Genomic DNA, 23,554 nt, shown 5'->3' on the forward strand with positions numbered 1-23,554 from the left:
AAGTGAATTACACAAATCTAGGTGAATAAAGCAGCATTAAAAATGCTGCATCATTAATTTAGGATAGTCGGTAATTAAGCCGTTAATGCCCCAATCTTTAAGCTGTTTAGCACGATCAACGTCGTTGACAGTCCATACACTTACATTTAATTTTGCCTGCTGTGTGGCCTGAATAATGTCTGAATTGGCGAGTTGGTTCATCCAACCGATTTGGATACAACCTAATTCAAGTGCTTGTTCAATCGCTTTAAATTTTACGTCTGTTTCAACCAAAAGCCCGCGTTTGAAGCCGGATTTTTTTTGTTGCAAAGCAAGATGAATTTTAGGGTCAAAACTGGTGATCACCGCGGAATGTTCGAAACCTTGGAGCTGTTGTTCCAAGGTTTCAGTCAGTGCTTCAGCTTCAGTCTGTGTCTTCACTGCTTTCACTTCGACTTCAATATGATCGAAGTTATGAATAATTTTGAGCGTTTGTTCGAGCAGTGGCGTCGGTTCAACTTTGTTCCATTCTGACCAAGTCACAGCATGGTTATAGGGTTCTAACTCTTTTGAACTACATTCATATAGATGTTTATCTTGACCTGCCGTTCGCATAAATTGGTCATCATGCATGATCACTAGGGCACGATCTTTCAGTTGCCGAACGTCAAATTCGACAGCACGAATCCCTAAATCTTGAATATATTGAAAACCGCCAAGGGTGTTTTCAGGTGCTTCGCCACGAGCGCCACGGTGTCCGATTATGCGCATAAAGGGCCTGCAAAATTGAAAGATAAAAACATAGTGTCCTGTAAGAATGACAGGGAGATGACACTCTTATTTTGATCCGATCATCCTGAAATACAAGAATGATCGGACGAAATGTTTCGATTTATTTCAATGTAAAATAGACTTTTAATTGGTCAAAGGATTTGAGCAATTTTTGAATCCAAAACTTATTGATCAATCGTGTCGTTAATATTTTTCTGCCACAGCACTTCAGAGCCACCTTCTGCACGTTGTAATGTACGCGATGCGACAAATAACCAGTCTGAAAGGCGGTTCAAAAGCTGCAATGACGGCGCTTGAATGTTTTGGTCACGGTTATGTACAGCCATTAAACGGCGTTCTGCGCGGCGGCATACGCTACGAGCCTGATGGGCAAAGCTACATACTAAAGTGCCTGAAGGCAGGATAAAGTCTTTCAGCATCGGAAGTGCTTCATTCATGCGGTCGATGTCATTTTCCAAAAACTCAATTGACACAGGTTGTACCAAGTTGAAGTTTGGAATGCAGACTTCACCGCCAAGGTCGAATAACCAATGCTGAATCAGGCTGAGGGATTTATCCCAAGCCGCTTTGTCTTCAATACTGCTAAGTGCGATGTGCGAACGCAGAATACCAATGCTTGAATTGAGTTCATCGACATCTCCTAAGGCTTCAATACGTAAATCATCTTTGGCTACGCGTGATCCGTCGCCAAGACCTGTCGTACCTGAATCGCCTGTGCGGGTATAAATTTTACTTAAGCGGTGGCCCATTTTAATTGTCCATTTTTTGATTAAAAGTTGAATAAATCAGTGTGAAATTAATATCTAACTGTGATGCCAAAGGAAGCCAAACGGCCGCCATTTAAATAGAATTTGCCGTCGAAATTGCCAGCAGAAGCCGTTTTATATTGAACATCGCCGACATTTTGAATATTGGCAAAGAAGCGCAGTTGCTCGTTGGGTTGGTAATAACTATTGAAATCAATCTGAGCATGTCCAGGGATCACATCCTCATCATAATTACTGCTGTCTGAATGGCTGTTCGCACTCAGCGTTGTTGACAGCCCATAATGTTCATCAGCCCAACCAGCTGACAATGCCAGTTTTTGACGTGGGCGGCGGCTCAAATCCAAACCTGTTTTATCATTTTTTGCTTGATTGTAGCTATAACTGGCCTTTGTAAAAAATGCCTCATTGCTCCAATTCACATAGACTTCTGAACCTTGAATGGTCACTGCATCAATATTGGCAAACTTCCAGTTATTGTTGGGATCAGAATCAATAAGGTTATCAATTTCAGTTCTGTAGATAGACATACCAGTTTTTAGTTGTGGTGTCATTTGTAGGTCTAGCCCAATTTCATAGGATTGACTTTCTTCGGGTTTTAAGTCAGGGTTTGCATAGTCGCCATAATATAAGTCGTTCATGGTTGGCGCTTTAAATGCTGTACCAATATTGGCATAGCTACTAAACAACGGCGTGAAAAAATAACGCGCAGCAACTTGTCCGACCGTGTGTTGACCATATTTTTCATGGTCTTCACGACGAATACCCGCTTGAGTTTTTAATTTATCAGTTTGATATTGGTGCTGTAGATAATAACCCGTACTGTTTAAGTCTTGATGAAAAGACTCTGCAGTTTTTAGCGTTGATGTTTCTAGCTGCCGATGGGTGATGCCTGCAATGATGTTCTGAGACGGCGTCATTTGCTGTTTTGCGGTCAGTTCATATTCAGTGGATTCATAATGGGTCTGTTCAAAGATTTTGAGCTGTTCCAACTCATCTTTAAAATAAGACACGCGAGCATTCAGGGTCAGCTGATCTGTGGGGTTGAAGCGTGACTTCAGGGTTGCAATTTGATTTTTAAAATCTTGCGACTTTTGCTCATATTGCAGTGAATTCCAGCTGTATTGCTCATATTGAGCATTACCTTGGTTTTCAGAATAATCCAATGAAGTGCCAAAGCGTGTTTCTTCATAGCCAAATTTGGCAGACACGCCTTTTTGATTAAAGCTAGAAGCTCTGGCATTTTCATGTTCATGAATCAGTGTGCCGTCGGTTTCTAAACGCTGTCCACGAATTTGCGCATAAAAACCTTGCTTGGCTAGGTCTACCCCGACAGTACTTTTATAGGTTTGATTTTCACCTATTTCAGCGCTGATAAAAGCTGCATTTTTTTCAGGGGTTTTGCTAATGATTTGTACCACACCACCAATGGCATTGGTGCCATAAAGGACAGATGCTGGGCCTTTTAAAACCTCAATCTGCTTAATGTCTGTGGTATCTATAAAATTATTTGGCGCTAAACCGCTGGCATCATTATTTAAACGGACACCGTCACGCAATACCAAAGTGTGGTCTGACTCTGTGCCACGTAAAAAAAATGAAGCTTGTTGTCCATAGCCACCCAGCTGCACCATATTGATAGAAGCATCACTCATTAATAAATGTGGAAATGATGCAATTGGTGATTGATCTATGAGCGACTCATCAATAATGGAAATACGCGCAGGCACATTTTCTAATTTTTCTTGTGAGCGTGTTGCCGTGACGACAATGGTGTCCAATTTAGGTTGTGCAATGGAATCTGCTGCAACAGATATTTGGGAGCTAAAAATACAAAGGGCAGATATGCCAGCTGCAAGAACAGTCGGCTGAAAAGGAAAAGGCATACAATGCTCCATGCATTTACCCCACGTAAATGATTGAGTGATAGAACACAGTGAGCAGGTATCGGACTGGCAAGGCATTGCTTGCACACCGTTGCGGGGGCAGTGTTGTGGAAACTTCCCATGCCAACTGTTGTGAATGGCTTAAGTATAGAGAACTCCGATTTATCGAACAATCGAAACTATGGGGTATTTGAAGATAGGTACATATACAGCTTGACTTGCTTTGGAGCAGAAATTAATCTGCCAGCGCTTCAGGTGCTTTCTTAATTGAAAAGTGAAACTGGGAAGTCAGTCTAAACATTGAAAAGTGATTTGAATCTGACACTGCCCCCGCAACGGTGAATAGGCTTTATTTTGATAAATCCTTAAGTCCGGAGACCGGCCTGATGCAGACCTATACATAATGCGGCGGGCGTTATAGCGGGATTGCATCATTGCGCCAATATTGGCCTTGCATTGCTGACCCTGAATCCGCCTCGCGTTATCCAACTTTTATTTCGCACGGGCGGTGCGATCGGGGAATACAGCATGCATTCTTTCTCTAAGACTCTTATCGGGTCGCTTTTTGTTTTATCTCCACTTTCTGCTGCGATGGCAGCAGACCAAGTTTATCAACTTCCAGTCATTACCAACACGGTTGCCAATATTGTTGAGCAAGACGCACAAAAAACTTTGGCAGCAGTGACTGTAATTGACCGTGAAGAAATTGAACGTAAGCAATTTACTTCTTTACAAGAATTGCTTCGTACAGTGCCGGGCGTAACGTATACCAACTCTGGTGGTTTAGGTCAGCCAACAAGTATTTCCATTCGTGGTACAGGCTCTACTGCGGTATTGGTATTGGTGGATGGTCAAAAACTGGGTTCAGCAACTTCAGGCCAAACTTCATTTGAGCATTTGCCAGTTGATCAAATTGAACGTGTAGAAGTGGTCAAAGGTCCGCGCTCAAGTTTATATGGTTCTGAAGCTGTAGGCGGTGTGATTCAAATCTTCACCCGTAAAGGGACGCAAAATGGCGTAAAACCATTTGCTTCGCTCAAGTATGGTTCACATGAAACTTACGATGCAAATGTCGGTGTGAATATTCGTCAGGATAATTCTTGGGCGACGCTGAGTTTGGCAGGCTTGAAAACACAAGGTTTAGATGTAACAACTTTGCCGACTGAAACAGATAAAGATGGTTATGAAAACTATTCTGCGTCAATTAAAGCGGGTCATCAGTTTAATGATCAATTTGCAGCTGATTTTAATGTTCTCTATGTAAATGGCGAAACAAATTACGATAGTCCATATAACCTAAATCCTTATAACAAGGTTGAACAAAATGTGTATGGCGTTGGCTTTAGCTATTCTCCTGTAGATCTTTGGAAAACGCAGCTTAAATTTGGCCGTTCAGAAGATAAATACGAAACCTTTAGTGCAGATAAATCAACTGGTGTATTTGATACCACAAAAGACAGCATCAGCTGGTTAAACACATTATCTTTCAATGCAAACAACACACTATTGGTAGGTGTAGATTACTTAAATGATCAAGTCGACAGCACCACCAATTACGATGAAAAAGAGCGTGATAATGTCGGTTACTATGCGCAATATCTTGGTGATTTTGGTCGAGTGAACCTGCAAGCTGCTATTCGCTTAGATGATAACGAACAGTTTGGTGATCACAGCACAGGCAATGCCGCTGTTGGTTATTCATTTAACGACAACTACAGCACTTATGTTTCTTACGGTACCGCTTTCCGCTCACCAACATTTAATGACTTATATTATCCGGGTTGGTCAAATCCAAACTTAGTCCCTGAAGAGTCTGAAAACATTGAAATTGGATTCAAAGGGTCGCAATGGCTGAATTGGTCTGTTTCTGCCTTCCATAATGAAATTGATAATATGATTTCAGGCGGAACCAATATTGCAAAAGCAAAAATTAAGGGTGTGGAGGCTGAGTTCGGACAGTCACTGGATAACTTCACGTGGAACTTAAACTATACTTATCAAGAGCCTGAATATAATTCGGGGGCGACAAAAGGCAATCAAATCGCGGGTCGTGCAGGCCAATTATTGAATGTATCTGCAGATTATACGATGGATAAATGGACGCTAGGTGGCTCTGTACACGCAGAAGACCAGCGTTATAAGGATGCCGCTAATACAACAAGCTTTGGCAGTTTTGCGACAGCAGATGTACGTTTAACCTATCAAGCGACTCCTGAATTTTCTGTACAAGCGAAGCTTGCTAATATGTTTGATAAAGAATATTACACGGTGTATGACTCTTGGAGTGATTATTACTACCGTCAAGAAGGCCGTACTGCTTGGGTAACATTACGTTATGCAATGAAATAATTCATTAAAATGTCAAAAGGCCCTGATCATTCAGGGCTTTTTATTTTTGCAGTGGAATCATGCTGAAAATCCACGCAATGCATGAAAATTGCATTACAATGATTCGCCTTCATATTCATAGATAGGCTATGAATAGGGCGGAGTCAGAGCCAAAACAACATGCGAACCCGTGCCAAAATCTGCGGAATTACACGTATTCAAGATATTCAATCTGTCGTCCAAGCTGGCGCAGATGCGATCGGATTTGTATTCTTTGCGCCAAGCCCGCGCAGTGTAACGGCAGCGCAAGCTGCTGAGCTGATTCAGCATGTGCCGCCGTATGTGCAGACAGTGGGTTTATTCGTGAATGCATTGGCTGCAGACATACAGAATATTTTAAAAATTTCACCTGTAGACATCCTGCAATTTCATGGTGATGAAAGCCCTGAACAGTGCCAAATAATTGCGCAGACCGTTGGACGCCGCTGGTACAAAGCCATTCAGGTCAAGCCTGATTTAGATGTGATTAGCAAGATTCAAGCCTTTCAAGAAGCAGGGGCAAGTGCCGTACTGTTAGATGCATGGCATCCTGAGCTGAAAGGCGGTACAGGGCATAGCTTTGACTGGGCACAGTTCCCAAAACTCGATATTCCTTTAATTTTGGCGGGCGGTTTAAAGCCTGACAATATTGAAGAAGCGATTCAAATCACTGGTGCTTACGCCGTAGATGTGAGTGGTGGTGTAGAATCGGCAAAAGGTATTAAAGACCAACAACTCATAGAACGCTTTATGCAAGGAGTCCATCGTGGATCAGCAAAATAAGATTGACTATACCCAATTCCCTGACGCACTAGGGCATTTCGGTATTCATGGCGGGCGTTTTGTGTCAGAAACTCTTATGGCAGCACTTGAGGACTTAGAAAAACTCTATTTCCGCATGAAAGATGATGCACAGTTTTTGGCAGAATTCGACCGTGACTTGGCGTATTACGTCGGTCGTCCAAGTCCTTTGTATTATGCTGAGCGATGGTCGAAAGAGTTGGGTGGTGCGCAAATTTACTTAAAACGTGAAGACCTGAACCATACAGGTTCACATAAAGTGAATAACACCATTGGTCAGGCTTTACTGGCTAAGCTTTCAGGTAAAAAACGTATTATTGCCGAAACAGGTGCGGGTCAGCACGGTGTAGCAACGGCAACGATTGCAGCGCGTTTAGGCCTTGAGTGTGTGGTGTTTATGGGGGCGGAAGACGTAAAACGTCAAGCCATGAACGTGTACCGTATGCGTTTATTGGGTGCGACTGTTGTACCTGTGGAAAGCGGTTCAAAAACATTGAAAGATGCCATGAACGAAGCGATGCGTGACTGGGTAACCAATGTTGATTCAACTTATTACGTGATTGGTACAGTTGCAGGTCCACATCCATATCCGCAATTGGTACGTGATTTCCAATCGATCATTGGCCGTGAAGCGCGTAAACAGATTCAAGAACAAGCAGGCCGTCTGCCAGATGCTCTTGTTGCATGTGTGGGTGGCGGTTCAAATGCGATGGGCTTGTTCTATCCATTTTTAAATGATGAAGATGTGAAAATGTACGGTGTTGAAGCTGCAGGCTACGGCATTGAAACGGGCAAGCATTCTGCACCATTAAACGCAGGTCATGTCGGTGTACTTCACGGTAACCGTACGTACTTGATGTCGGATGATCAAGGTCAAATCATTGAAACACATTCAATCTCTGCAGGCCTGGACTACCCAGGTGTAGGCCCTGAGCACAGCTTCTTAAAAGATATGCACCGTGTGAACTATGTGCCAATCAATGACACTGAAGCGCTACAAGGCTTCCGTGATTTAACCCAAATTGAAGGTATTATCCCTGCATTGGAAAGCTCACATGCGATGGCTTATGTGACGAAACTTGCGCCGACCATGGACAAAGACCAAATCATTATTGCGACTGTATCAGGCCGTGGTGATAAAGACTTAATGACCGTTGCCCGCATTGATGGCGTGGAAATGGTTGAGATGTAAACTCCTTTAAGCCTCTCCCTTTGGGAGAGGTTTGGAGAGGGTGAATTAAAAATCGCGCAGAAGCAATTCCGCGCGATTTTTTTTTGGCTGAAAATTTTATTAAGGCAAATCACTACAAAACTGATGCAGAATAAAAGTGTGAAATAAATCACAATGCTGTGTAAATTTTATTGCTTTAGAAAGACTTTATAACAATGACGTTTACCCAATTGGTTCGTGCAGAATCCTTTCCAACCCATATTTATTGGCAATGGCGTGATACTTTTGCGCTGTGCATTCTTCCGCTGATCTTGTTCAACAGTTATGTCTTAGACCAATTTTTTGGTGTTTCAGCTCAGGTTGCTTTGGGTGATTCGATCTTTCGCGGCATTTTATTTATTGCCGTGTGCTGGCTCTATAAAACGATGCTGTATACGCACTGGCAAAAGTATAAACAGGCCTTTTGGCGCTCAAGCCTGTTGGTGGTTGTCGGTGCAGTCGTATTACAAGTGGTGATTTCTTTTACACGCAGTCTGTTGCCAGTGGGCGAGAGCATTGAAAAAGAATCGACCATTGATCCCAATACGATTGCCTTTTTTAGTTTGCTGATCATCAGTCTTGGGCCATTATTTACCGCTTTGCTCGAAGATATTATTTTCCGCTATACCTTGTTACAAAAGCTATTTGTACAGCCTTGGCTGTGGCGAGTGATTTTGGTCTTGCTGAACTCAATCTTATTCGGCTTGATTCATTATCATAATTTTAATGGCGATTTGATTGCGACCATTAGTTTTATGGCGGCAGGTCTATTTCTCAACCTCATCTATTTGTGGACGCGTAACATTTGGCATGTCTTACTCATTCATTTCGTTAACAATGCAGTACTATCGCTAGGCGGCGTGATTTTATTGAAATTGCTTCAGCCCTATGTGGGCAGTTGAAGTCAAAAATAGGGGGAAGATTGTGTCCAGTTTATTTATGGTGATGCTCGGCGGACGCCATCCAAGAGCAAATATTGAAGTGCATGATGTCATTCTTGCAGTGGGTAACGCATTAGAAGAGGTTTATCCACAACTGAGAACGGCATGGTTTGGTGAGCAAAAAGGCTTACATATTGATGCTTGGGCACAGGTACATACAGTCAGCACTGAAAATCGGCATTATCGTATCCAATTTTGTGATGCTGCGCCCCGAGCTGAAGATGAAAAATTATGGCTGATTAATCTCGGGGGATATGATGCTCGCGAATTTGGTGAATTACATCGTTATGTTTTGGTGACGGGACAAAATGCCAGCGTTGCAAAACAACGGGGCAAGGCTTTTTTTGAGTCACATTGGCAAAAACAACATACCGACCGAACCCTAGATGTTGATGATTGTATTGCGATTGATCATGTCTATGGGCGCTATATCGAATTGGTTGAAACCCCGCATAGCCAGCAAAATTCATGGAAAAATGATTACATCTTAATAAATGAATAATTGTGATGATTAAGAGCTGAAATGTCAGCTTTTATATTTTTTTGTGATATTCGCCTGAAATCAGATGGATTGTCTTTTCAGGCGTTAAATAATAGGCATAATAACATTCAGGATTTAGACCTTAAACCTCAATGGAATGGCGTATATGGATTTAATACGGCCGAATGGACAGCCGCATTATGGGCGTTTTAGTGAACTTCCCAATCGCATCGATTTAAGTAAGTATGAATATAAGACACCGTATGGAAAACGACTTGAAGGTTGGCGTAAGCGTTTAAAATATAAAAAATTTAAATTTTGTTGTATTCAGCATGAACATTATACGATTGGTCTAGCGATCGCCGATATCGCGTGGGCGGGGCACGGTTTTGTCTATATGTATGATCATATTTCGAATGAAGTATTGGAATGGAATTCGATTAATTTCCTGTCACGCAATACCGTTTTAGATGAACAACCTTTATTTAATCAGAGTCATTTTATTAAGTCAGGGATTCAACTGGACATTCAGCATGCCAATGGTGTGCGATACATTCAAATGTCGAAACATGGCGAACTCAAACTGAGCGCTCGAGTGTTTTGCGCAGGGACAGATCCTCTGAGTATGTGTAGCCCTACAGGGATTAATGGTTGGACCTATACTCAAAAATTGACGACGTTAGGGTGTGAAGGTTTTTTTATCAATAAGCAAGGCAAGACCATTCAATTCCATGACCGGACATTGGTGTCTTTAGATGATACCTGTGGTTTTCTTCGTCCTGAAACCGCATGGTTTTGGCTGTCGTGTAACTTTTGGGATAGCCAAAATCGACGCGTTGGGATCAATCTTGCCTCTGGGGTAAATGAAAGCTTTGGTAATGAAAATTGCCTATGGGTCAATGGACATTTGTATGCCATGTCTGATGTGCTGTTTCAGCAACAAGGCGATAATCAATGGAATATTAGTTCATTAGACAACAGCTTAAATTTGATCGTCACCACAGGTTGGCGGCGCTATGAAAACCTGAATTTAAGATTGGTCGGTAGTCAGTTCAGTCAATGGCAGGCAAAAATTAGCGGTACAATTCAACGTGATGGCGAAGAAATTGTATTCTTAAATGAATATGGTTTACTTGAGCAGCACTATGCCAAATGGTGAGTGTAAGCCTATAAAAAAGCCGCAATCGATGCGGCTTTTTTTATTCAATTTTTATTTTGCAGCTTGCCAAAACACTTCAGCTGCTTGTATCGGATCATTGGTTTCTTCATAAGTTTTTAACCAAAGATCATAATTTTGCACAATGGGATGCTGACTCGGATGGAAGTCTTTTTTAAACCAATCTCGATATGGTTTGCTCATTCGGGTGAGGGTGCCATTTTTACCAAAGAACCACGGTAAGCCTTTCATATTTAATTTTAAACGTTCAGTGAAGCTGAAACCGTCATGTTTCAGCATCACATTAGCACGGTATAAGGTAAAGCCAAGCATCAATCCACTGGTCCAGACCAAAGTAAATTTCTTTAGATTTTCATCGACCTTCGCCACATCTTTCATCACATCAAAAGCCACATCGCGATGTTCCATTTCTTCTATCGCATGCCAAATAAATAATGCACGGACATAAGGATGCGCAGATTCTAAGACGGACTTTTGGCTACAGAACGTTTCAGCCATCAGCGCAGTTAAATGCTCGGCGGAAGCCGTCATGGCAATGTTGTATTCTGGTGAGCGCTTGCTCAGTTCAAATTTAAAAATTTTATTTAGACGTTTAATGAACGCATCGACAGGCATGCCTTGTTGTTTCATTAACATGTTCATTTTGTCATGCGCCATACCGTGCTGTGCTTCTTGACGAATAAAGTCAGCGACACGTTGCTGTAAATCAGGGTCTTGAATTTGACTACGGAACAGACGTACAGATTCAATGAAATAGCGCTCGCCATCAGGAAAGGTCAGGCTCAAGGCATCAAACATACGTGTTAAAAAGGGGTCTCCGCCAAACCAATAGCGCGGGATTTCTTCTAACTTAAAATTCAGCTTTGTGCGAACAATGGGTTCGACTTGATATTTGACGATAGCATTCATGATATTTTTTCTGTGCGAGTCGTATTGATTGCAGTATGTCGGAGAAATTGCACTTTGTTTTGACAGATATTGCCAATTTTTATACATTTTACGCCATGATGAAAATATAAAATGTCAAAATTGGCAGGTCAGAAAGAGGGGCGAGATGGCTGAAATTCAGATCCCAAATGGTTACTTCCAACTGTGGAATATGGTCTTAATTGAGCGTGAATTAAACTATACACAGCTCGAATGGATTGCGCCGTATGCTGCGCAAATTCAGCATGTGCTGTCTTTGCCGATCGACTCTCAATCGCCGAATTCTTTTTTTAACAGCATCATGCAACTGACTCAGCAGCATCTGGATTGTCCGCAATTGGTTTTTGAAATGGCCAAGTATATTCGTGCGGAGCATTTTGGGGTGTTAGGCTATATGGCGACACTGAGTAATAGCGTTGCAGATGCTTTGCAATATGTGATGCGATTTAGTCGTTTGGTGATTGATGGGGCGCAAATTGTGCCAATGAATATGAGCCATCAAGATCATCAAATTATTCTGTCTTGGCCACAGCATGATGATGAATATGCTTTGGTGAATGAGTTGACCATGGCCTGTATGGCACATTTGGCCAAGCAAATTTTTCCAGATTCTTTAAAGTTACTCCGCATTCATTTTGCCCATGCGCCGCGGATGGCACGTTATCACTATGAAAAGTTTTATGGCTGCCAAATGGAATTTTCGACCCTTAAATATTCATTTGTGATTCATGCCGATAGTTTGGATTTAAAGTCAGAACTTGCTGATCCGTCACTGATGCAATTGTTATTACGTCAGGCCGAAGAGGCGATAGCCGCTCGTCCGCAACATGCAGATCCAATTCTACAGATGCAACAATGCATCGCTGATCATCTCAAACAAAAACAGCAAGCCCCTAAAATAGAGTGGTTAGCAGAGGAGTTACATCTGTCAGTCAGAACCTTGCAACGACAGTTAAAGGAGAAAGACACCTCGTTTAAACGGCTTTTGGAGCTTGAACGGATGAAACGCTGTGAATATCTACTTTCACAACAAACCCATTTGACGGATATCGCGTTGCAGTTAGGATATTCAGATCAGTCTGCTTTGGCACGTGCTTTTAAGGCATATAGTGGAGAGACATTATTAGCGCGAAAAAAAACCTTGAGATTAGAATAAAACTTGCAGATTGCTCGTTAAGAAAAGCCTTTTAAACAACATTAAAAAAAGCGGTCAAACGACCGCTTTTCTTTAAAGCCAAGCTTATGCCGCAGCTTTTAATTTTGGATACCGAAGTAAAATGGCAAGGATGGCAAAGATTGCCAAGACCCAACAGTAATACACACTACCAATCAGTTCCACAGGCGAAAGTTTTGCGATCGAACAAGCCAGTAACAGCTGTGCACCATAAGGAATGAGACCTTGGACTACGCAAGAGAAAATGTCCAAGAGCGCAGCAGCACGTTTAGGGTCTACACCATATTCTTTCGCGACTTCACGTGCCATGTCACCAGATAAAATAATTGCGACAGTGTTGTTTGCCACAAATAGGTTGGAGAAAATCACCAAGAAACTGATACCAATTTCACCTGCGCGTTCAGCACCAACTTTAAAGTAGCGTGTCATGCTGTAAATGCGTTGAATTAGCCATTCTAAACCGCCTTCTTTTTGCATAATGGCAGAAATACCACCCAAGAAAATAGAAAGCAGGGCAACTTCAAACATGCCGGTAAAGCCGTCATAAATAGAATTATTTAAGCTTAAGAAATTAAATTCAGGTTGAATCACCATACCAATCAAGCCAGACAGTAAGACACCAATGGTCAGTACAGCAAGCACGTGCAAACGTGAAAAGGCCAAAATAAATACGGCTAAATACGGCAAGATCAGCCACGCATTATAAGCTTTGTGTTCAATCGCTTGTGAGCCTTGACTCATGAATAAATAGATACAGATGCTGACAATCGATGCAGGAACAGCAATCCAAACATTGACTCTAAATTTATCGCGAAGCTGAACTTTTTGACTGTTCGTTGCAGCAATGGTGGTATCTGAAATCATCGACAGATTATCACCAAACATAGCACCGCCGACCACAGCACCAATGGCATACACCACTTCAATTTCGGTGACTTGAGCAAAACCAAAGGCAATTGGTGCACAGGCTGCAATAGTGCCCATGGAGGTTCCCATCGCTGTGGCAATAAAGGCCGCAATAATAAACAGCATGGGCAGCACGAACTCAGGCGCAATCATCGATAGTCCCAACTGCACTGTTGCATCGACACTACCGATGGCACTGCTGACACTGGCAAAAGCACCAGCGAGCATAAAGACCATGAACATTAAGATCAAATTCGGGTGGCTAGCACCTTTCATAAATGTATCAATCGCGTCATTTATCTTGCCGCGATAGAGCAAAATTGCCAATACAATTGCAGGAAGAGCAGCGACTGGGGCTTTCACTTGATAGAACGCAAACTCAGTTCCAATGATGGAATGGTAAATACCACTGCCCAAAAAAATGGTCAGAAAAACAATAAGCGGGAGCAGTGCAAATGCCCGAGCAGGCACTTTCACTTGTGAATCGGAGGACATAGGAGATAAAAAAATAAAAGTATGCGGCTAGTATAAAGCAGGTTTTGCAATTTAAGGAAAATTAAAATGTAAATGCTAAGCCTGTTATTTTTAACATTTTTTTGATGATAAAATTAAGTTAATCTAAAACCTTATAATTTTGCCAGATCCTAAAATTAGGCATCTTTGATCATTGTGAAAAAAACTGAAATATCGGTAAATGATGCTTTCGGGTTGTTCTGGAAAATTATGTTTGCATGAGAAATGCCGACTGAGGATTGTATGCCCTGTTCAATGGGTAAAAAATAGCGTTACAATGCGATGTCTTGTATTTCGACAAAACCCACATCATAGTTTTGATTCATTCAAGGAAAGTATAACCCTATGTCACGTTTAGCCACTCGATTTGGAACGCTTAAATCTCAACAGCGTAAGGCCTTGGTTTCTTATGTTATGGCTGGTGACCCTCATCCACAAGTAACGGTACCTTTGTTACATCAAATGGTTGAGGCAGGTGTAGATGTGATCGAATTGGGTCTTCCATTTTCAGACCCAATGGCGGATGGTCCTGTTATTGCACTTGCCGCGGAGCGTGCGCTTGCTGCAGGAACCAATACTCTAGATGCCTTGAACATGGTGAAAGAGTTCCGTAAAAACGATACAGAAACACCAGTAGTACTGATGGGCTATTTAAACCCTGTTGAAGTAATCGGCTATGAAAAGTTTGTTGCCTATGCACATGAATGCGGTGTAGATGGCGTGCTCTTGGTGGACCTTCCACCAGAAGAAGCAAAAGATCTAGATGCAGTATTGAAAAAATACGACATGGATCAAATCTTCTTACTTGCGCCAACATCCACTGATGAACGTATTCAGCATGTGGTGAAACAAGCCAGTGGATTTATCTACTATGTTTCTTTGAAAGGTGTGACAGGTGCAGCGACTTTAGACGTTGCTGAAGCTGCGGCACGTATTCAAAAAATCAAATCGTATACTCAGGTACCTGTCGGCGTTGGCTTTGGTATTAGTGATGCAGCATCGGCGAAAGCCATGGGTGTTGCTGCAGATGCGGTGATTGTAGGTAGTGCTTTTGTTAAACAATTTGCAAACTTAGCGCCAGAACAAGCTGTAATCGAAACAGTGAATAAAGTGAAGGAGCTTCGAGCTGCGCTCGATGAGTTAGTATGAGTCAAGACGCAAAAACAGGCAAAATTCTGAGCGCATCTACGCCATGGACAGAGCGTGCGGTACCAGGTATTCATGTACCTGATGAACAGCAAGCATTAAAGGCGACATTTACTGAGCCGACGATTGAATGTCCTGAGTGTCATGCACTTGTGACTCGTACTGCAATGTCATTTAATGCCTACGTTTGTCCGCAGTGTGATGAACACTTGCGAATGAAAGCGCGTGATCGTTTGAACTGGTTCTTTGACCAAGTACAAAAAGAATTGGGTCAAGAATTTAAAGCCAAAGATCCACTTAAATTTGTAGATAGCAAAGCGTATCCAGACCGTATGTCTGAAGCGCAGAAGAAAACCGGTGAAACAGAAGCTTTAGTGGTGATGCAAGGAACGCTGAAAGGCATTCCAATGATTGCAACCGCATTTGAATTTGATTTCATGGGCGGTTCAATGGGTACTGTTGTAGGTGACCGCTTTGTTCAAGCGGCTGAACTTGCAATTAAATCCAAACAACCACTTATTTGCTTCGCTGCCTCTGGTGGTGCGCGTATGCAAGAAGGCATGTTGTCACTCATGCAAATGGCGCGTACTTCAGCTGCCATCCAAAAAATGAAAGATGCAGGCTTGCCTTATCTAGTGGTGTTGACACATCCAGTCTATGGTGGTGTGACTGCATCATTGGCAATGCTCGGTGATGTTCATTTGGCTGAGCCGAAAGCCATGATTGGTTTTGCTGGTAAGCGTGTAATTGAGCAAACTGTACGTGAAAAATTGGAAGAACCGTTCCAACGTGCGGAATATTTGCTTGATCATGGTGTAGTCGATCAAATTGTCCACCGTCATGCATTACGTGATACAGTTTATCGTATTGTAGCGAAATTGATGAACTTGCCTTGAACACAGCACCACTTGCAACTGATTCTTTAAACACATGGCTCGATTATTGGAGCCATGTTCATGTTACGGGTATTGATTTAGGACTGGAGCGGGTAATTCCTGTTGCGGAACGACTCGGTGTAACCCAGCCTGATGCGAAAGTGCTGACGGTCGCGGGAACAAACGGTAAAGGTTCAACCACGACCACTTTGGCTGCGATTTTAAATGCCCAAGGTTATAACGTGGGGCTATACCAATCACCGCATATCTATCGATTCAATGAACGTGTAAAGCTTCAAGGTGTTGAAGTAGCCGACCAAACCCTGATTGATGCTTTTGTAGCTGTTGATCAGGCGCGTCGTGAATGTGAATTAAGTTTATCTTTTTTTGAAGCGACCACTTTGGCCGCTTTTGTTATTTTTAAACAACAACATTGTGATGTATGGGTACTTGAAGTAGGCCTAGGTGGTCGACTTGATGTAGTCAATGTTGTCGATCCAGATGTTGCAGTGATTACCAATATTGGTTTAGACCATACCGATTGGTTGGGCGACACCATTGAAAAAATTGCTTTTGAGAAAGCAGGAATTATTCGTCCGAATATTCCCGTAATTTTTGGTGGGCAGCAAGTTTTGCCTGAAGCCATTCGTCAAAAAGCAGAAGATTGCCAAGCCGCTTTACATGTACTCAATCGTGATTATTTTTATCAGTACAGTGATAATGGACAATCTTGGATGTTTGCCTCATCAGGTTCAACCTTAAAACTCCCCGTGGGTTCTTTGGCACTCGAAAATATCTCTACGGCTGTAGCAGCAATATTGGCCAGTGGTTTGGTGGTCTCTCAGCAGTCGATCGCTCAGGGGATTATCAATGCCAAGTTACAAGGCCGTTTTGAAGTTAGAGAAATTGCAGGAAAAACGGTGATTTTCGATGCGGGACATAACCCGCATGGTGTTGAATTTTTGTTAAAGCAATTGCGAAATTTTCTCCAGTACAATAAACAATACACAGAAGTGATCAGCGTTTTCTCCATGCTGACTGATAAAGACATAAATTCTGTCGTTAACTTATTGAAAGATACGGTAAGAATGTGGAAAATTGCACAATTAAATGTGCCACGTGCGGCATCTATCACACAATTGGGTAGCGCACTGCAGCATCAAGTCGTAGAACATTATGACAATGTGCAATTAGCTTTTAAGTCCGCGCTGGAAGAAACAAAGAATAATCAGCTGATTCTGGTATGTGGTTCATTTCATACCTTAGAAGCGGTATGGGAGTATCTGGAAGAATGTCAATGAATAACAAACAACGCTGGATGGGTGGTGTTGTTTTATTAGGTGGTGGTGTACTGCTGGCCGCACTTTTACTTAAAGGCAAAGAAGAAATACATCAAAATCAAAGCCAAACCCCTGAAATGGCTCAAGTTGAGCAACAAGGTCAGGGTGCGGGTAAAATGTCATCATTGACTGTTGATGTTGAAACTGAAAAGCGTCTGCTCGAAGAACAACGACGTACCCGTGAAAAATCGGTTGCGGAGCAAGAAGCACGCGCAGCAGAATTTTTAGCGATGCAACAACAAGCGGAAGCTGATGCAGCACGTAAAGCAGCAGAAGAATATGCGGCATTAAACGCACATCGTTCAGCTCAACAAAGTTCGGATAATATTCCGCCCGAATTGGTTGAAGATGAAAAAGCCAAGCAAAAGCGTTTAGCTGAGGATAAGTTGGCGGCTCAAAAAAAGTTAGAGACTCAGTCGGCGCAGCAAAAGGCTGATCAGGCACGTATCGCAGCAGATAAACAAAAAGCCGAAGCAAAACGTAAAGCGGATGCTCAAAAAGAAGCTGAACGTAAAGCTAAAGCACATGCTGAAGCTGAGAAAAAAGCAGCGGATAAGAAAGCAGCCGAAGCTAAGCAACAAGCTGAAGAAAAGCGTAAAGCTGAAGAAAAACACAAGGCAGAAGAAAAGCGTAAAGCCGAAGCCAAGAAAAAAGCTGAAGCTGAAAAAGCACGTGATCTGTTGGAAAATGGCGATAAGCAATGGATGGTACAAGTTGCGCTGGCTGCCAATGAAGCCAATGCCGATGCCGTCGCTGCAAAATTACGTGCAAAAGGCTATAAAGTGACAAAGAGTCCGACATCTAAAGGCATTCGTATTATGGTTGGCCCTTCGAAGGACCGTGATGCTGCGGACGCAACACGTAAAAAGATCAATTCAGATGCAAGTTTGAATATGAAATCGGCGTGGGTGATTGATTGGGTACCACTCGATAAACGCTAAGTTTATTTGAGGAATGACCTTTAATAAGATGGATTCAGTAGTTGCTGCTGAATCCATTTTACATTTTCAGGGCTGAATAATCGGTCGATATTTTTCCAAATAGGGTGGAAGCCATAGCCACCTTGTTTCATTTCACGTTTTGCTTCCTCAATGGACCAATGTTGAAAAATAATACGGTACATGGCCACACTCGCTCCTGTACGGTCTGAGCCGTGGTAGCAATGGATTAATACTTTTTGCTGCTGTTGTTCAGCTTCTTTTATGGTTTTCATCACCGCCAGTAAATCTTCACGAACGATTTGCCACGTGTGTATCGGAATATGTACAAATTTAATCTTTTGCATATCAATAGCATTTTTTAAGCGTTCTGGATCATGATGCCGCGAACGTAAATTTATGATCACATAGATTTGCTGTTCTCGTAGAACAGGGGCGAGATCTGCATCAGGTTGTTCACTGCGAAATAATGTTGGGCTGATCTGATAAAAATTATGCTGTTGATGAACGACTTTTCCCCAATGCTGAGGACGTTCATTTAACGGTAATGGATTTGATGTCATGCAACCCGTGAAGCTAACACTAAGGAGGATCATTGGTAGGATTTTAGCGGTCATAGCTTGTATTCTGATAGCGAGAGAATTCGAATGGGTCATGTACACAGATGAGATCGATGTCTGGATGCTACGCTAACTGCTGAATCTTATGAAGGGAGTGCAGTCGCTGTGTATTGTCGGTGGCAAATAAACGCTCAAGCTGATTTAAGGCCCGCGAATGAAAATTTGGATTTAATTGATGCTGTGAGTAATAAGCATCGCCACAATATAACAACCAGCGCTGGTTATTTTTAATCGCAATACCGGCATGACCCGCGGTATGTCCCAAAAGTGGAAGCATTAAAATGTCATCTTGAAAAATAGACAGACCGGCAGTGTGTTCTAAGTTAAACCATGCTTGCGTCCCGATGCTTTCGATAAAATTCCAATAACGATGCAGTTGGAATTGCTGTGATCGATAGCGCAGTCGTGATTTTAAGCTATGAAGGTTTTGAGTGGCGTTATATTCACTGGCTAGTACATGCACGGTCGCCTGCGGAAAATCAGAGATCCCGCCAGCATGATCAAAATCTAAGTGTGACAACAAAATGTGTTTAACATCTTGAGCCCTAAAGCCTAATTTTTGAATTTGATGAATCACGGTTTGTTGTTTTCAAGTTTTTCTTAGTTATAACGGAATTGTGATGTTTAACCAATCTAATCCCAGAGAGGAATTTGTAATCAAAAAAAGCTCATCCGAAGATGAGCAGGTTGGAGAATGCCAGAACGGGCTCGTCATTCGTTCTGAGGGGAAAACTATAAGTAACTATAAGTAACTATAAGTAACTATGGTTATGATTCTGAGTTGGGTCAGGTGCTGCACTTAAAAATAGTTAAATTTGTACCTTCGCTTTGGTCACTCACAGCAGAGCTTCTTATCTTGCGCTCGGACAGCGTAATGCTCCGTTTTATCCTCACTTAGGTTGAGGCGTTAAACGAAGGTAAGGCGTAACTGCGTTATACCCTTGAGGAAAGCGTTGTTTGATTTCCTCTTCATCTTTTAATGACGGCACAATCACCACATCTTCACCTTGTTGCCAGTTGGCCGGTGTTGCAACTTTATGGTTGTCTGTCAGTTGCAAAGAGTCAATGACACGTAAAATTTCATGGAAGTTACGCCCTGTAGATGCAGGATAAGTAATGATTAAACGGACTTTTTTATGTGGATCGATGATCACCAAAGAGCGAACAGTTAATGTTTCGCTTGCATTGGGGTGAATGAAATCATAAAGGGCGGACACTTTACGGTCTTTGTCTGCAATGATCGGGAAGTTGACCGTGGTATTTTGAGTATTATTAATGTCGTTAATCCAACCATGATGCGACTCAACATCGTCAACAGACAGGGCAATGGCCTTGACACCACGTTTGATAAATTCATCTTTTAGTTTTGCGGTAAATCCAAGTTCTGTGGTGCAGACTGGGGTGTAATCGGCAGGATGCGAAAATAAAATGCCCCAACTGTCACCTAAAAAGTCATAAAAATGAATGCTGCCTTCGCTTGAGTCTTGAGTAAAGTCTGGTGCAGTATCACCTAAACGAATCGTCATGGAATATCCCCGTATTTATTGAATTTGTTTAACTCAAAAATAAATATGAAGGATTTTTTTTATGATTAAAAATAGTGTTTTTTCATTTCTTTATGAATATATTTCATATAAAACAGTTTTATTGGGGGATAAATGCGAAATATCTCAGGACAGAGTCACTATGTTGTCTGCAGAAAATTTGTTACATTAGCTTGCCTTAAGTCTCCGGGGCTAGAACCCGAGCGCAGAATATTTAAGGGGATTTTTGTGCAAAACCCTTGTACTTCGAATTTCTAGCACCATAATAACGACTAAGAAAATATATTCATTTGACAAGCAAGATTTAGAGAGTCTATTCATGTTGGCAAGTCTGATCGGAGGAATCTTCGGTACCAAAAATGAGCGCGAACTCAAACGCATGCGTAAAATCGTAGAGAAGATTAATGCGCTCGAGCCGACGATATCTGTTCTAAGCGATGCAGACTTATCTGCAAAAACTGAAGAATTCAAAGAACGTTATAAAAAAGGCGACAGCCTTGATAAATTATTACCTGAAGCATTTGCTGTTTGTCGTGAAGCTGCAAAGCGTGTCATGGGCATGCGTCATTATGATGTACAGCTGATTGGTGGTATTACTTTACATGAAGGTAAGATCGCAGAGATGCGTACCGGTGAAGGTAAAACCCTCATGGGAACGCTTGCTTGTTACCTCAATGCGATTAGTGGTGAAGGTGTTCACGTGATTACGGTGAACGACTATCTCGCACAGCGTGATGCTGAATTAAACCGTCCATTATTCGAATTTTTAGGTTTAAGCATTGGGATTATTTACTCAATGCAAGACCCAACTGAAAAAGCTCAAGCGTATCGAGCTGACATTACTTACGGTACCAACAACGAATTCGGTTTCGATTACTTGCGTGACAACATGGTGTTTTCTGCTGCTGAGAAAAAACAGCGCAGCTTAACCTATGCCATCATCGATGAGGTCGATTCGATCCTGATTGATGAAGCACGTACACCGTTGATCATTTCTGGTCAATCAGAAGACTCTTCTCAGTTGTATGCTGCAATTAACAGCATTCCACCAAAACTTCATGCACAAAAAGAAGAAAAAGTACCAGATGGCGGTCACTTCTGGATTGACGAAAAACAGCGCTCTGTAGAAATGACCGAAGTCGGTTATGAAACTGTTGAAGCTGAATTGATTCAAATGGGCTTGCTTGCTGAAGGTGAAAGTTTATATTCATCTGCTAATTTAAACTTGGTACACCATGTTTCTGCGGCCATTCGTGCGCATTACCTATACCAACGCAACGTGCATTACATCATCCACGAAGGTGAAGTGATCATTGTCGATGAAAACACTGGTCGTACCATGCCGGGTCGCCGTTGGTCAGAAGGTTTGCATCAAGCAGTAGAAGCAAAAGAAGGTTTGGAAATTCAGCCTGAAAACCAAACTTTAGCAACTACAACATTCCAGAACTATTTCCGTCTATACAAAAAATTATCGGGTATGACGGGTACTGCAGATACTGAAGCTGCAGAGATGAAAGAAATTTATGGCTTGGATGTTGTACTTATTCCAACCCATCGCCCAATGATTCGTAATGACCAAAACGATTTAATCTATTTAAACCGTGAAGGTAAATACAACGCCATCATTCAAGAAATTCAACGTATTCATGAAGCGGGTGTTGCGCCGATTCTGATTGGTACAGCAACCATTGAAGCCTCTGAAATTTTATCAGATAAGCTGAAAGAAGCTGGTATTCAACATGAAGTACTTAATGCGAAACAACATGAGCGCGAAGCGGATATTATTGCGCAAGCGGGTTCACCTCGTGCAGTAACCATTGCGACTAACATGGCTGGTCGTGGTACTGATATTCTGTTAGGTGGTAACTGGAAAGCGTTGCTGGCGAAGATTGAAGAGCCGACTGAAGCAGATGAAGCACGTTTGAAAGCAGAGTGGGAACAAAATCATGAAATGGTGCTGAACTCTGGTGGTTTACACATCATTGGTTCAGAACGTCATGAATCGCGTCGTATCGATAACCAGTTACGTGGTCGTGCGGGCCGTCAAGGTGACCCAGGTGTATCACGTTTCTACTTGTCGCTTGAAGATGACTTGATGCGTATCTTCGCAGGTGATCGCGTAGTTGCAATGATGCGTGCCATGGGGCTGAAAGAAGATGAAGCCATTGAGCATAAAATGGTTTCACGTTCGATTGAAAATGCACAACGTAAAGTTGAAGCACGTAACTTCGATATTCGTAAAAATCTATTGAAATACGATGACGTAAACAACGAACAACGTAAGATTATTTACTCTCAGCGTGATGAAATTCTTGTTGAACCGTCTTTACAAGATTACATCGAAACGATGATTCAGGATGTGACTAAAGGCATGATCGAAGTATATATTCCACCTGAGTCTATTCACGATCAGTGGGATATAGAAGGTCTTGAAAAGGTGCTACGTGAAGATCTATCGATTGAATTGCCAATTTCGCAGTGGTTAGAGCAAGATCGTCGTTTGGATGAAGAGGCTTTGGTTGAACGTATTACTGATGAAGTTCTTCAGCACTACCGTTCACGTCGTACGCAAATGGGTGACGAAACGGCTGCAATGCTCGAACGTCACTTTATGTTGAATTCATTGGACCGCCATTGGAAAGAGCATTTGGCAGCAATGGATTACTTACGTCAAGGGATTCATTTACGTGGTTATGCGCAGAAAAATCCTGAGCAAGAATACAAAAAAGAAGCCTTTAATTTATTTGTAAACATGCTTGCTGTGATTAAGTCCGATGTCGTGACAGATTTATCTCGTATTCATGTGCCTACAGCCGAAGAACTTGCAGAAATGGAAGCTCAAAAACAGGCTCAAGCTGAATCAATGAATCTTCAATTGTCACACAATGACTTTGATAATTTGTTGGCTGAAGCCAATGGTAATGATGTTATCGATGCGCAATACACACCTGCAGAGCAAGTGATTGTTCCGCCAGAAAGTCGTAACTCGCCTTGCCCATGTGGTTCAGGTCTAAAATATAAACAATGTCACGGTAAAATTTAAACAGCATTGTTTAATTTCAAATAAATCAGAGCCTTCGCGCTCTGATTTTTTATTTACACTACTAATCTGACCTGAATAGTATTTGCAGTGCAGTAGATTAAATGTTATTTAGTTTCTATCAATAACCGTA

The 23,554-nt window shown here is 42.1% G+C and carries 19 protein-coding genes, 1 pseudogene and 1 riboswitch; of the genes and pseudogenes, 12 read left to right on the forward strand and 8 right to left on the reverse strand.

The window, feature by feature from the left end:
* Window positions 1-36: 36 nt before the first annotated feature.
* From FTU22_RS13360 to FTU22_RS13370, 3 genes are all read right to left on the reverse strand, one after another.
* Entirely contained in the window at window positions 37-750 is a 714-nt protein-coding gene (locus FTU22_RS13360; protein ID WP_180094910.1) for a glycerophosphodiester phosphodiesterase, read from the reverse strand.
* A gap of 185 nt (window positions 751-935) precedes the next feature.
* Window positions 936-1,520 (reverse strand): cob(I)yrinic acid a,c-diamide adenosyltransferase, encoded by a 585-nt coding sequence (locus FTU22_RS13365; protein WP_180094912.1) that lies wholly within the window; start codon window positions 1,518-1,520, stop codon window positions 936-938.
* A gap of 47 nt (window positions 1,521-1,567) precedes the next feature.
* Window positions 1,568-3,421 carry a TonB-dependent siderophore receptor gene (locus tag FTU22_RS13370; RefSeq protein WP_180094914.1) on the reverse strand — a complete coding sequence of 618 codons (1,854 nt, stop codon included), beginning with the start codon at window positions 3,419-3,421 and terminating at the stop codon, window positions 1,568-1,570.
* 236 nt (window positions 3,422-3,657) lie between these two features.
* A riboswitch (cobalamin riboswitch) is annotated at window positions 3,658-3,823 on the forward strand.
* A 126-nt stretch (window positions 3,824-3,949) separates the two neighbouring features.
* On the opposite strand from FTU22_RS13370, the gene FTU22_RS13375 reads away from it, so the two are divergent.
* From FTU22_RS13375 to FTU22_RS13400, 6 genes are all read left to right on the forward strand, one after another.
* On the forward strand, window positions 3,950-5,770 hold the full coding sequence (locus FTU22_RS13375; protein WP_180094915.1) for a TonB-dependent receptor domain-containing protein: 1,821 nt from the start codon (window positions 3,950-3,952) through the stop codon (window positions 5,768-5,770).
* Between the two features lie 159 nt (window positions 5,771-5,929).
* Entirely contained in the window at window positions 5,930-6,571 is a 642-nt protein-coding gene (locus tag FTU22_RS13380) for a phosphoribosylanthranilate isomerase (RefSeq protein WP_180094917.1), read from the forward strand.
* Window positions 6,555-7,781 carry a tryptophan synthase subunit beta gene (trpB, locus tag FTU22_RS13385; RefSeq protein WP_078194139.1) on the forward strand — a complete coding sequence of 409 codons (1,227 nt, stop codon included), beginning with the start codon at window positions 6,555-6,557 and terminating at the stop codon, window positions 7,779-7,781. Before FTU22_RS13380 ends, trpB begins: the two co-directional genes overlap by 17 nt.
* A 194-nt stretch (window positions 7,782-7,975) precedes the next feature.
* Window positions 7,976-8,701 (forward strand): CPBP family intramembrane glutamic endopeptidase, encoded by a 726-nt coding sequence (locus tag FTU22_RS13390; protein ID WP_078194138.1) that lies wholly within the window; start codon window positions 7,976-7,978, stop codon window positions 8,699-8,701.
* 22 nt (window positions 8,702-8,723) lie between these two features.
* The gene (locus FTU22_RS13395; protein ID WP_078194137.1) at window positions 8,724-9,242 is read left to right on the forward strand and encodes a DUF1543 domain-containing protein; all 519 of its coding nucleotides are present in this window, start codon (window positions 8,724-8,726) and stop codon (window positions 9,240-9,242) included.
* A gap of 145 nt (window positions 9,243-9,387) precedes the next feature.
* Entirely contained in the window at window positions 9,388-10,380 is a 993-nt protein-coding gene (locus tag FTU22_RS13400; RefSeq protein ID WP_180094919.1) for a DUF2804 domain-containing protein, read from the forward strand.
* A gap of 51 nt (window positions 10,381-10,431) precedes the next feature.
* Here FTU22_RS13400 and FTU22_RS13405 read toward each other — a convergent pair whose 3' ends face one another.
* The gene (locus FTU22_RS13405) at window positions 10,432-11,307 is read right to left on the reverse strand and encodes a metal-dependent hydrolase (RefSeq protein ID WP_078191325.1); all 876 of its coding nucleotides are present in this window, start codon (window positions 11,305-11,307) and stop codon (window positions 10,432-10,434) included.
* A gap of 145 nt (window positions 11,308-11,452) precedes the next feature.
* Between FTU22_RS13405 and FTU22_RS13410 the strand changes: the two genes are divergently transcribed.
* Complete coding sequence (locus FTU22_RS13410; RefSeq protein WP_180094921.1) at window positions 11,453-12,481, forward strand: AraC family transcriptional regulator; 1,029 nt, start codon at window positions 11,453-11,455, stop codon at window positions 12,479-12,481.
* Window positions 12,482-12,565: 84 nt separating this feature from the next.
* On the opposite strand, the gene FTU22_RS13415 is transcribed toward FTU22_RS13410, so the two are convergent.
* Window positions 12,566-13,900, reverse strand: coding sequence for a Na+/H+ antiporter NhaC family protein (locus FTU22_RS13415; protein ID WP_180094923.1), 1,335 nt, complete (start codon window positions 13,898-13,900; stop codon window positions 12,566-12,568).
* A 363-nt stretch (window positions 13,901-14,263) separates the two neighbouring features.
* On the opposite strand from FTU22_RS13415, the gene trpA reads away from it, so the two are divergent.
* The 4 genes from trpA to FTU22_RS13435 are packed head-to-tail and all read left to right on the forward strand — an operon-like array spanning window position 14,264 to window position 18,220.
* The gene (trpA, locus tag FTU22_RS13420) at window positions 14,264-15,067 is read left to right on the forward strand and encodes a tryptophan synthase subunit alpha (RefSeq protein WP_078191221.1); all 804 of its coding nucleotides are present in this window, start codon (window positions 14,264-14,266) and stop codon (window positions 15,065-15,067) included.
* On the forward strand, window positions 15,064-15,960 hold the full coding sequence (accD, locus tag FTU22_RS13425) for an acetyl-CoA carboxylase, carboxyltransferase subunit beta (protein ID WP_111885388.1): 897 nt from the start codon (window positions 15,064-15,066) through the stop codon (window positions 15,958-15,960). Before trpA ends, accD begins: the two co-directional genes overlap by 4 nt.
* Window positions 15,957-17,240, forward strand: a complete 1,284-nt coding sequence (gene folC, locus FTU22_RS13430) for a bifunctional tetrahydrofolate synthase/dihydrofolate synthase (RefSeq protein ID WP_180094925.1) — start codon at window positions 15,957-15,959, stop codon at window positions 17,238-17,240. The genes accD and folC overlap by 4 nt, the downstream gene beginning before the upstream one ends.
* Window positions 17,237-18,220, forward strand: coding sequence for an SPOR domain-containing protein (locus FTU22_RS13435; protein ID WP_180094926.1), 984 nt, complete (start codon window positions 17,237-17,239; stop codon window positions 18,218-18,220). The genes folC and FTU22_RS13435 overlap by 4 nt, the downstream gene beginning before the upstream one ends.
* Window positions 18,221-18,240: 20 nt before the next feature.
* Here the strand turns inward: FTU22_RS13435 and FTU22_RS13440 are convergent, their stop codons facing one another.
* From FTU22_RS13440 to FTU22_RS13450, 3 genes and pseudogenes are all read right to left on the reverse strand, one after another.
* Complete coding sequence (locus FTU22_RS13440) at window positions 18,241-18,834, reverse strand: dual specificity protein phosphatase family protein (RefSeq protein WP_180094928.1); 594 nt, start codon at window positions 18,832-18,834, stop codon at window positions 18,241-18,243.
* Window positions 18,824-19,417, reverse strand: a pseudogene (locus tag FTU22_RS13445) (MBL fold metallo-hydrolase); the annotation flags it as partial. The gene FTU22_RS13440 and the pseudogene FTU22_RS13445, both read right to left, overlap by 11 nt.
* A 310-nt stretch (window positions 19,418-19,727) precedes the next feature.
* Window positions 19,728-20,363, reverse strand: a complete 636-nt coding sequence (locus tag FTU22_RS13450; RefSeq protein ID WP_180094933.1) for a peroxiredoxin — start codon at window positions 20,361-20,363, stop codon at window positions 19,728-19,730.
* A gap of 337 nt (window positions 20,364-20,700) precedes the next feature.
* On the opposite strand from FTU22_RS13450, the gene secA reads away from it, so the two are divergent.
* The gene (secA, locus tag FTU22_RS13455; protein WP_180094935.1) at window positions 20,701-23,424 is read left to right on the forward strand and encodes a preprotein translocase subunit SecA; all 2,724 of its coding nucleotides are present in this window, start codon (window positions 20,701-20,703) and stop codon (window positions 23,422-23,424) included.
* The last annotated feature ends 130 nt before the right edge of the window (window positions 23,425-23,554 follow it).

The sequence above is a fragment of the Acinetobacter sp. YH12076 genome, assembly GCF_013419525.1.
In the GTDB taxonomy this organism is placed as follows: domain Bacteria; phylum Pseudomonadota; class Gammaproteobacteria; order Pseudomonadales; family Moraxellaceae; genus Acinetobacter; species Acinetobacter amyesii.

Bases quoted from the DNA above. Each gene is read 5' to 3' on its own strand.
- FTU22_RS13375 (WP_180094915.1), top strand. From the start codon at position 3,950: ATGCATTCTTTCTCTAAGACTCTTATCGGGTCGCTTTTTGTTTTATCT.
- FTU22_RS13380 (WP_180094917.1), top strand. From the start codon at position 5,930: ATGCGAACCCGTGCCAAAATCTGCGGAATTACACGTATTCAAGATATT.
- FTU22_RS13440 (WP_180094928.1), bottom strand. From the start codon at position 18,834: ATGACCGCTAAAATCCTACCAATGATCCTCCTTAGTGTTAGCTTCACG.
- FTU22_RS13415 (WP_180094923.1), bottom strand. From the start codon at position 13,900: ATGTCCTCCGATTCACAAGTGAAAGTGCCTGCTCGGGCATTTGCACTG.
- FTU22_RS13450 (WP_180094933.1), bottom strand. From the start codon at position 20,363: ATGACGATTCGTTTAGGTGATACTGCACCAGACTTTACTCAAGACTCA.
- FTU22_RS13370 (WP_180094914.1), bottom strand. From the start codon at position 3,421: ATGCCTTTTCCTTTTCAGCCGACTGTTCTTGCAGCTGGCATATCTGCC.
- FTU22_RS13435 (WP_180094926.1), top strand. From the start codon at position 17,237: ATGAATAACAAACAACGCTGGATGGGTGGTGTTGTTTTATTAGGTGGT.
- secA (WP_180094935.1), top strand. From the start codon at position 20,701: ATGTTGGCAAGTCTGATCGGAGGAATCTTCGGTACCAAAAATGAGCGC.
- FTU22_RS13360 (WP_180094910.1), bottom strand. From the start codon at position 750: ATGCGCATAATCGGACACCGTGGCGCTCGTGGCGAAGCACCTGAAAAC.
- FTU22_RS13365 (WP_180094912.1), bottom strand. From the start codon at position 1,520: ATGGGCCACCGCTTAAGTAAAATTTATACCCGCACAGGCGATTCAGGT.
- accD (WP_111885388.1), top strand. From the start codon at position 15,064: ATGAGTCAAGACGCAAAAACAGGCAAAATTCTGAGCGCATCTACGCCA.
- FTU22_RS13405 (WP_078191325.1), bottom strand. From the start codon at position 11,307: ATGAATGCTATCGTCAAATATCAAGTCGAACCCATTGTTCGCACAAAG.
- FTU22_RS13410 (WP_180094921.1), top strand. From the start codon at position 11,453: ATGGCTGAAATTCAGATCCCAAATGGTTACTTCCAACTGTGGAATATG.
- trpA (WP_078191221.1), top strand. From the start codon at position 14,264: ATGTCACGTTTAGCCACTCGATTTGGAACGCTTAAATCTCAACAGCGT.
- FTU22_RS13390 (WP_078194138.1), top strand. From the start codon at position 7,976: ATGACGTTTACCCAATTGGTTCGTGCAGAATCCTTTCCAACCCATATT.
- FTU22_RS13400 (WP_180094919.1), top strand. From the start codon at position 9,388: ATGGATTTAATACGGCCGAATGGACAGCCGCATTATGGGCGTTTTAGT.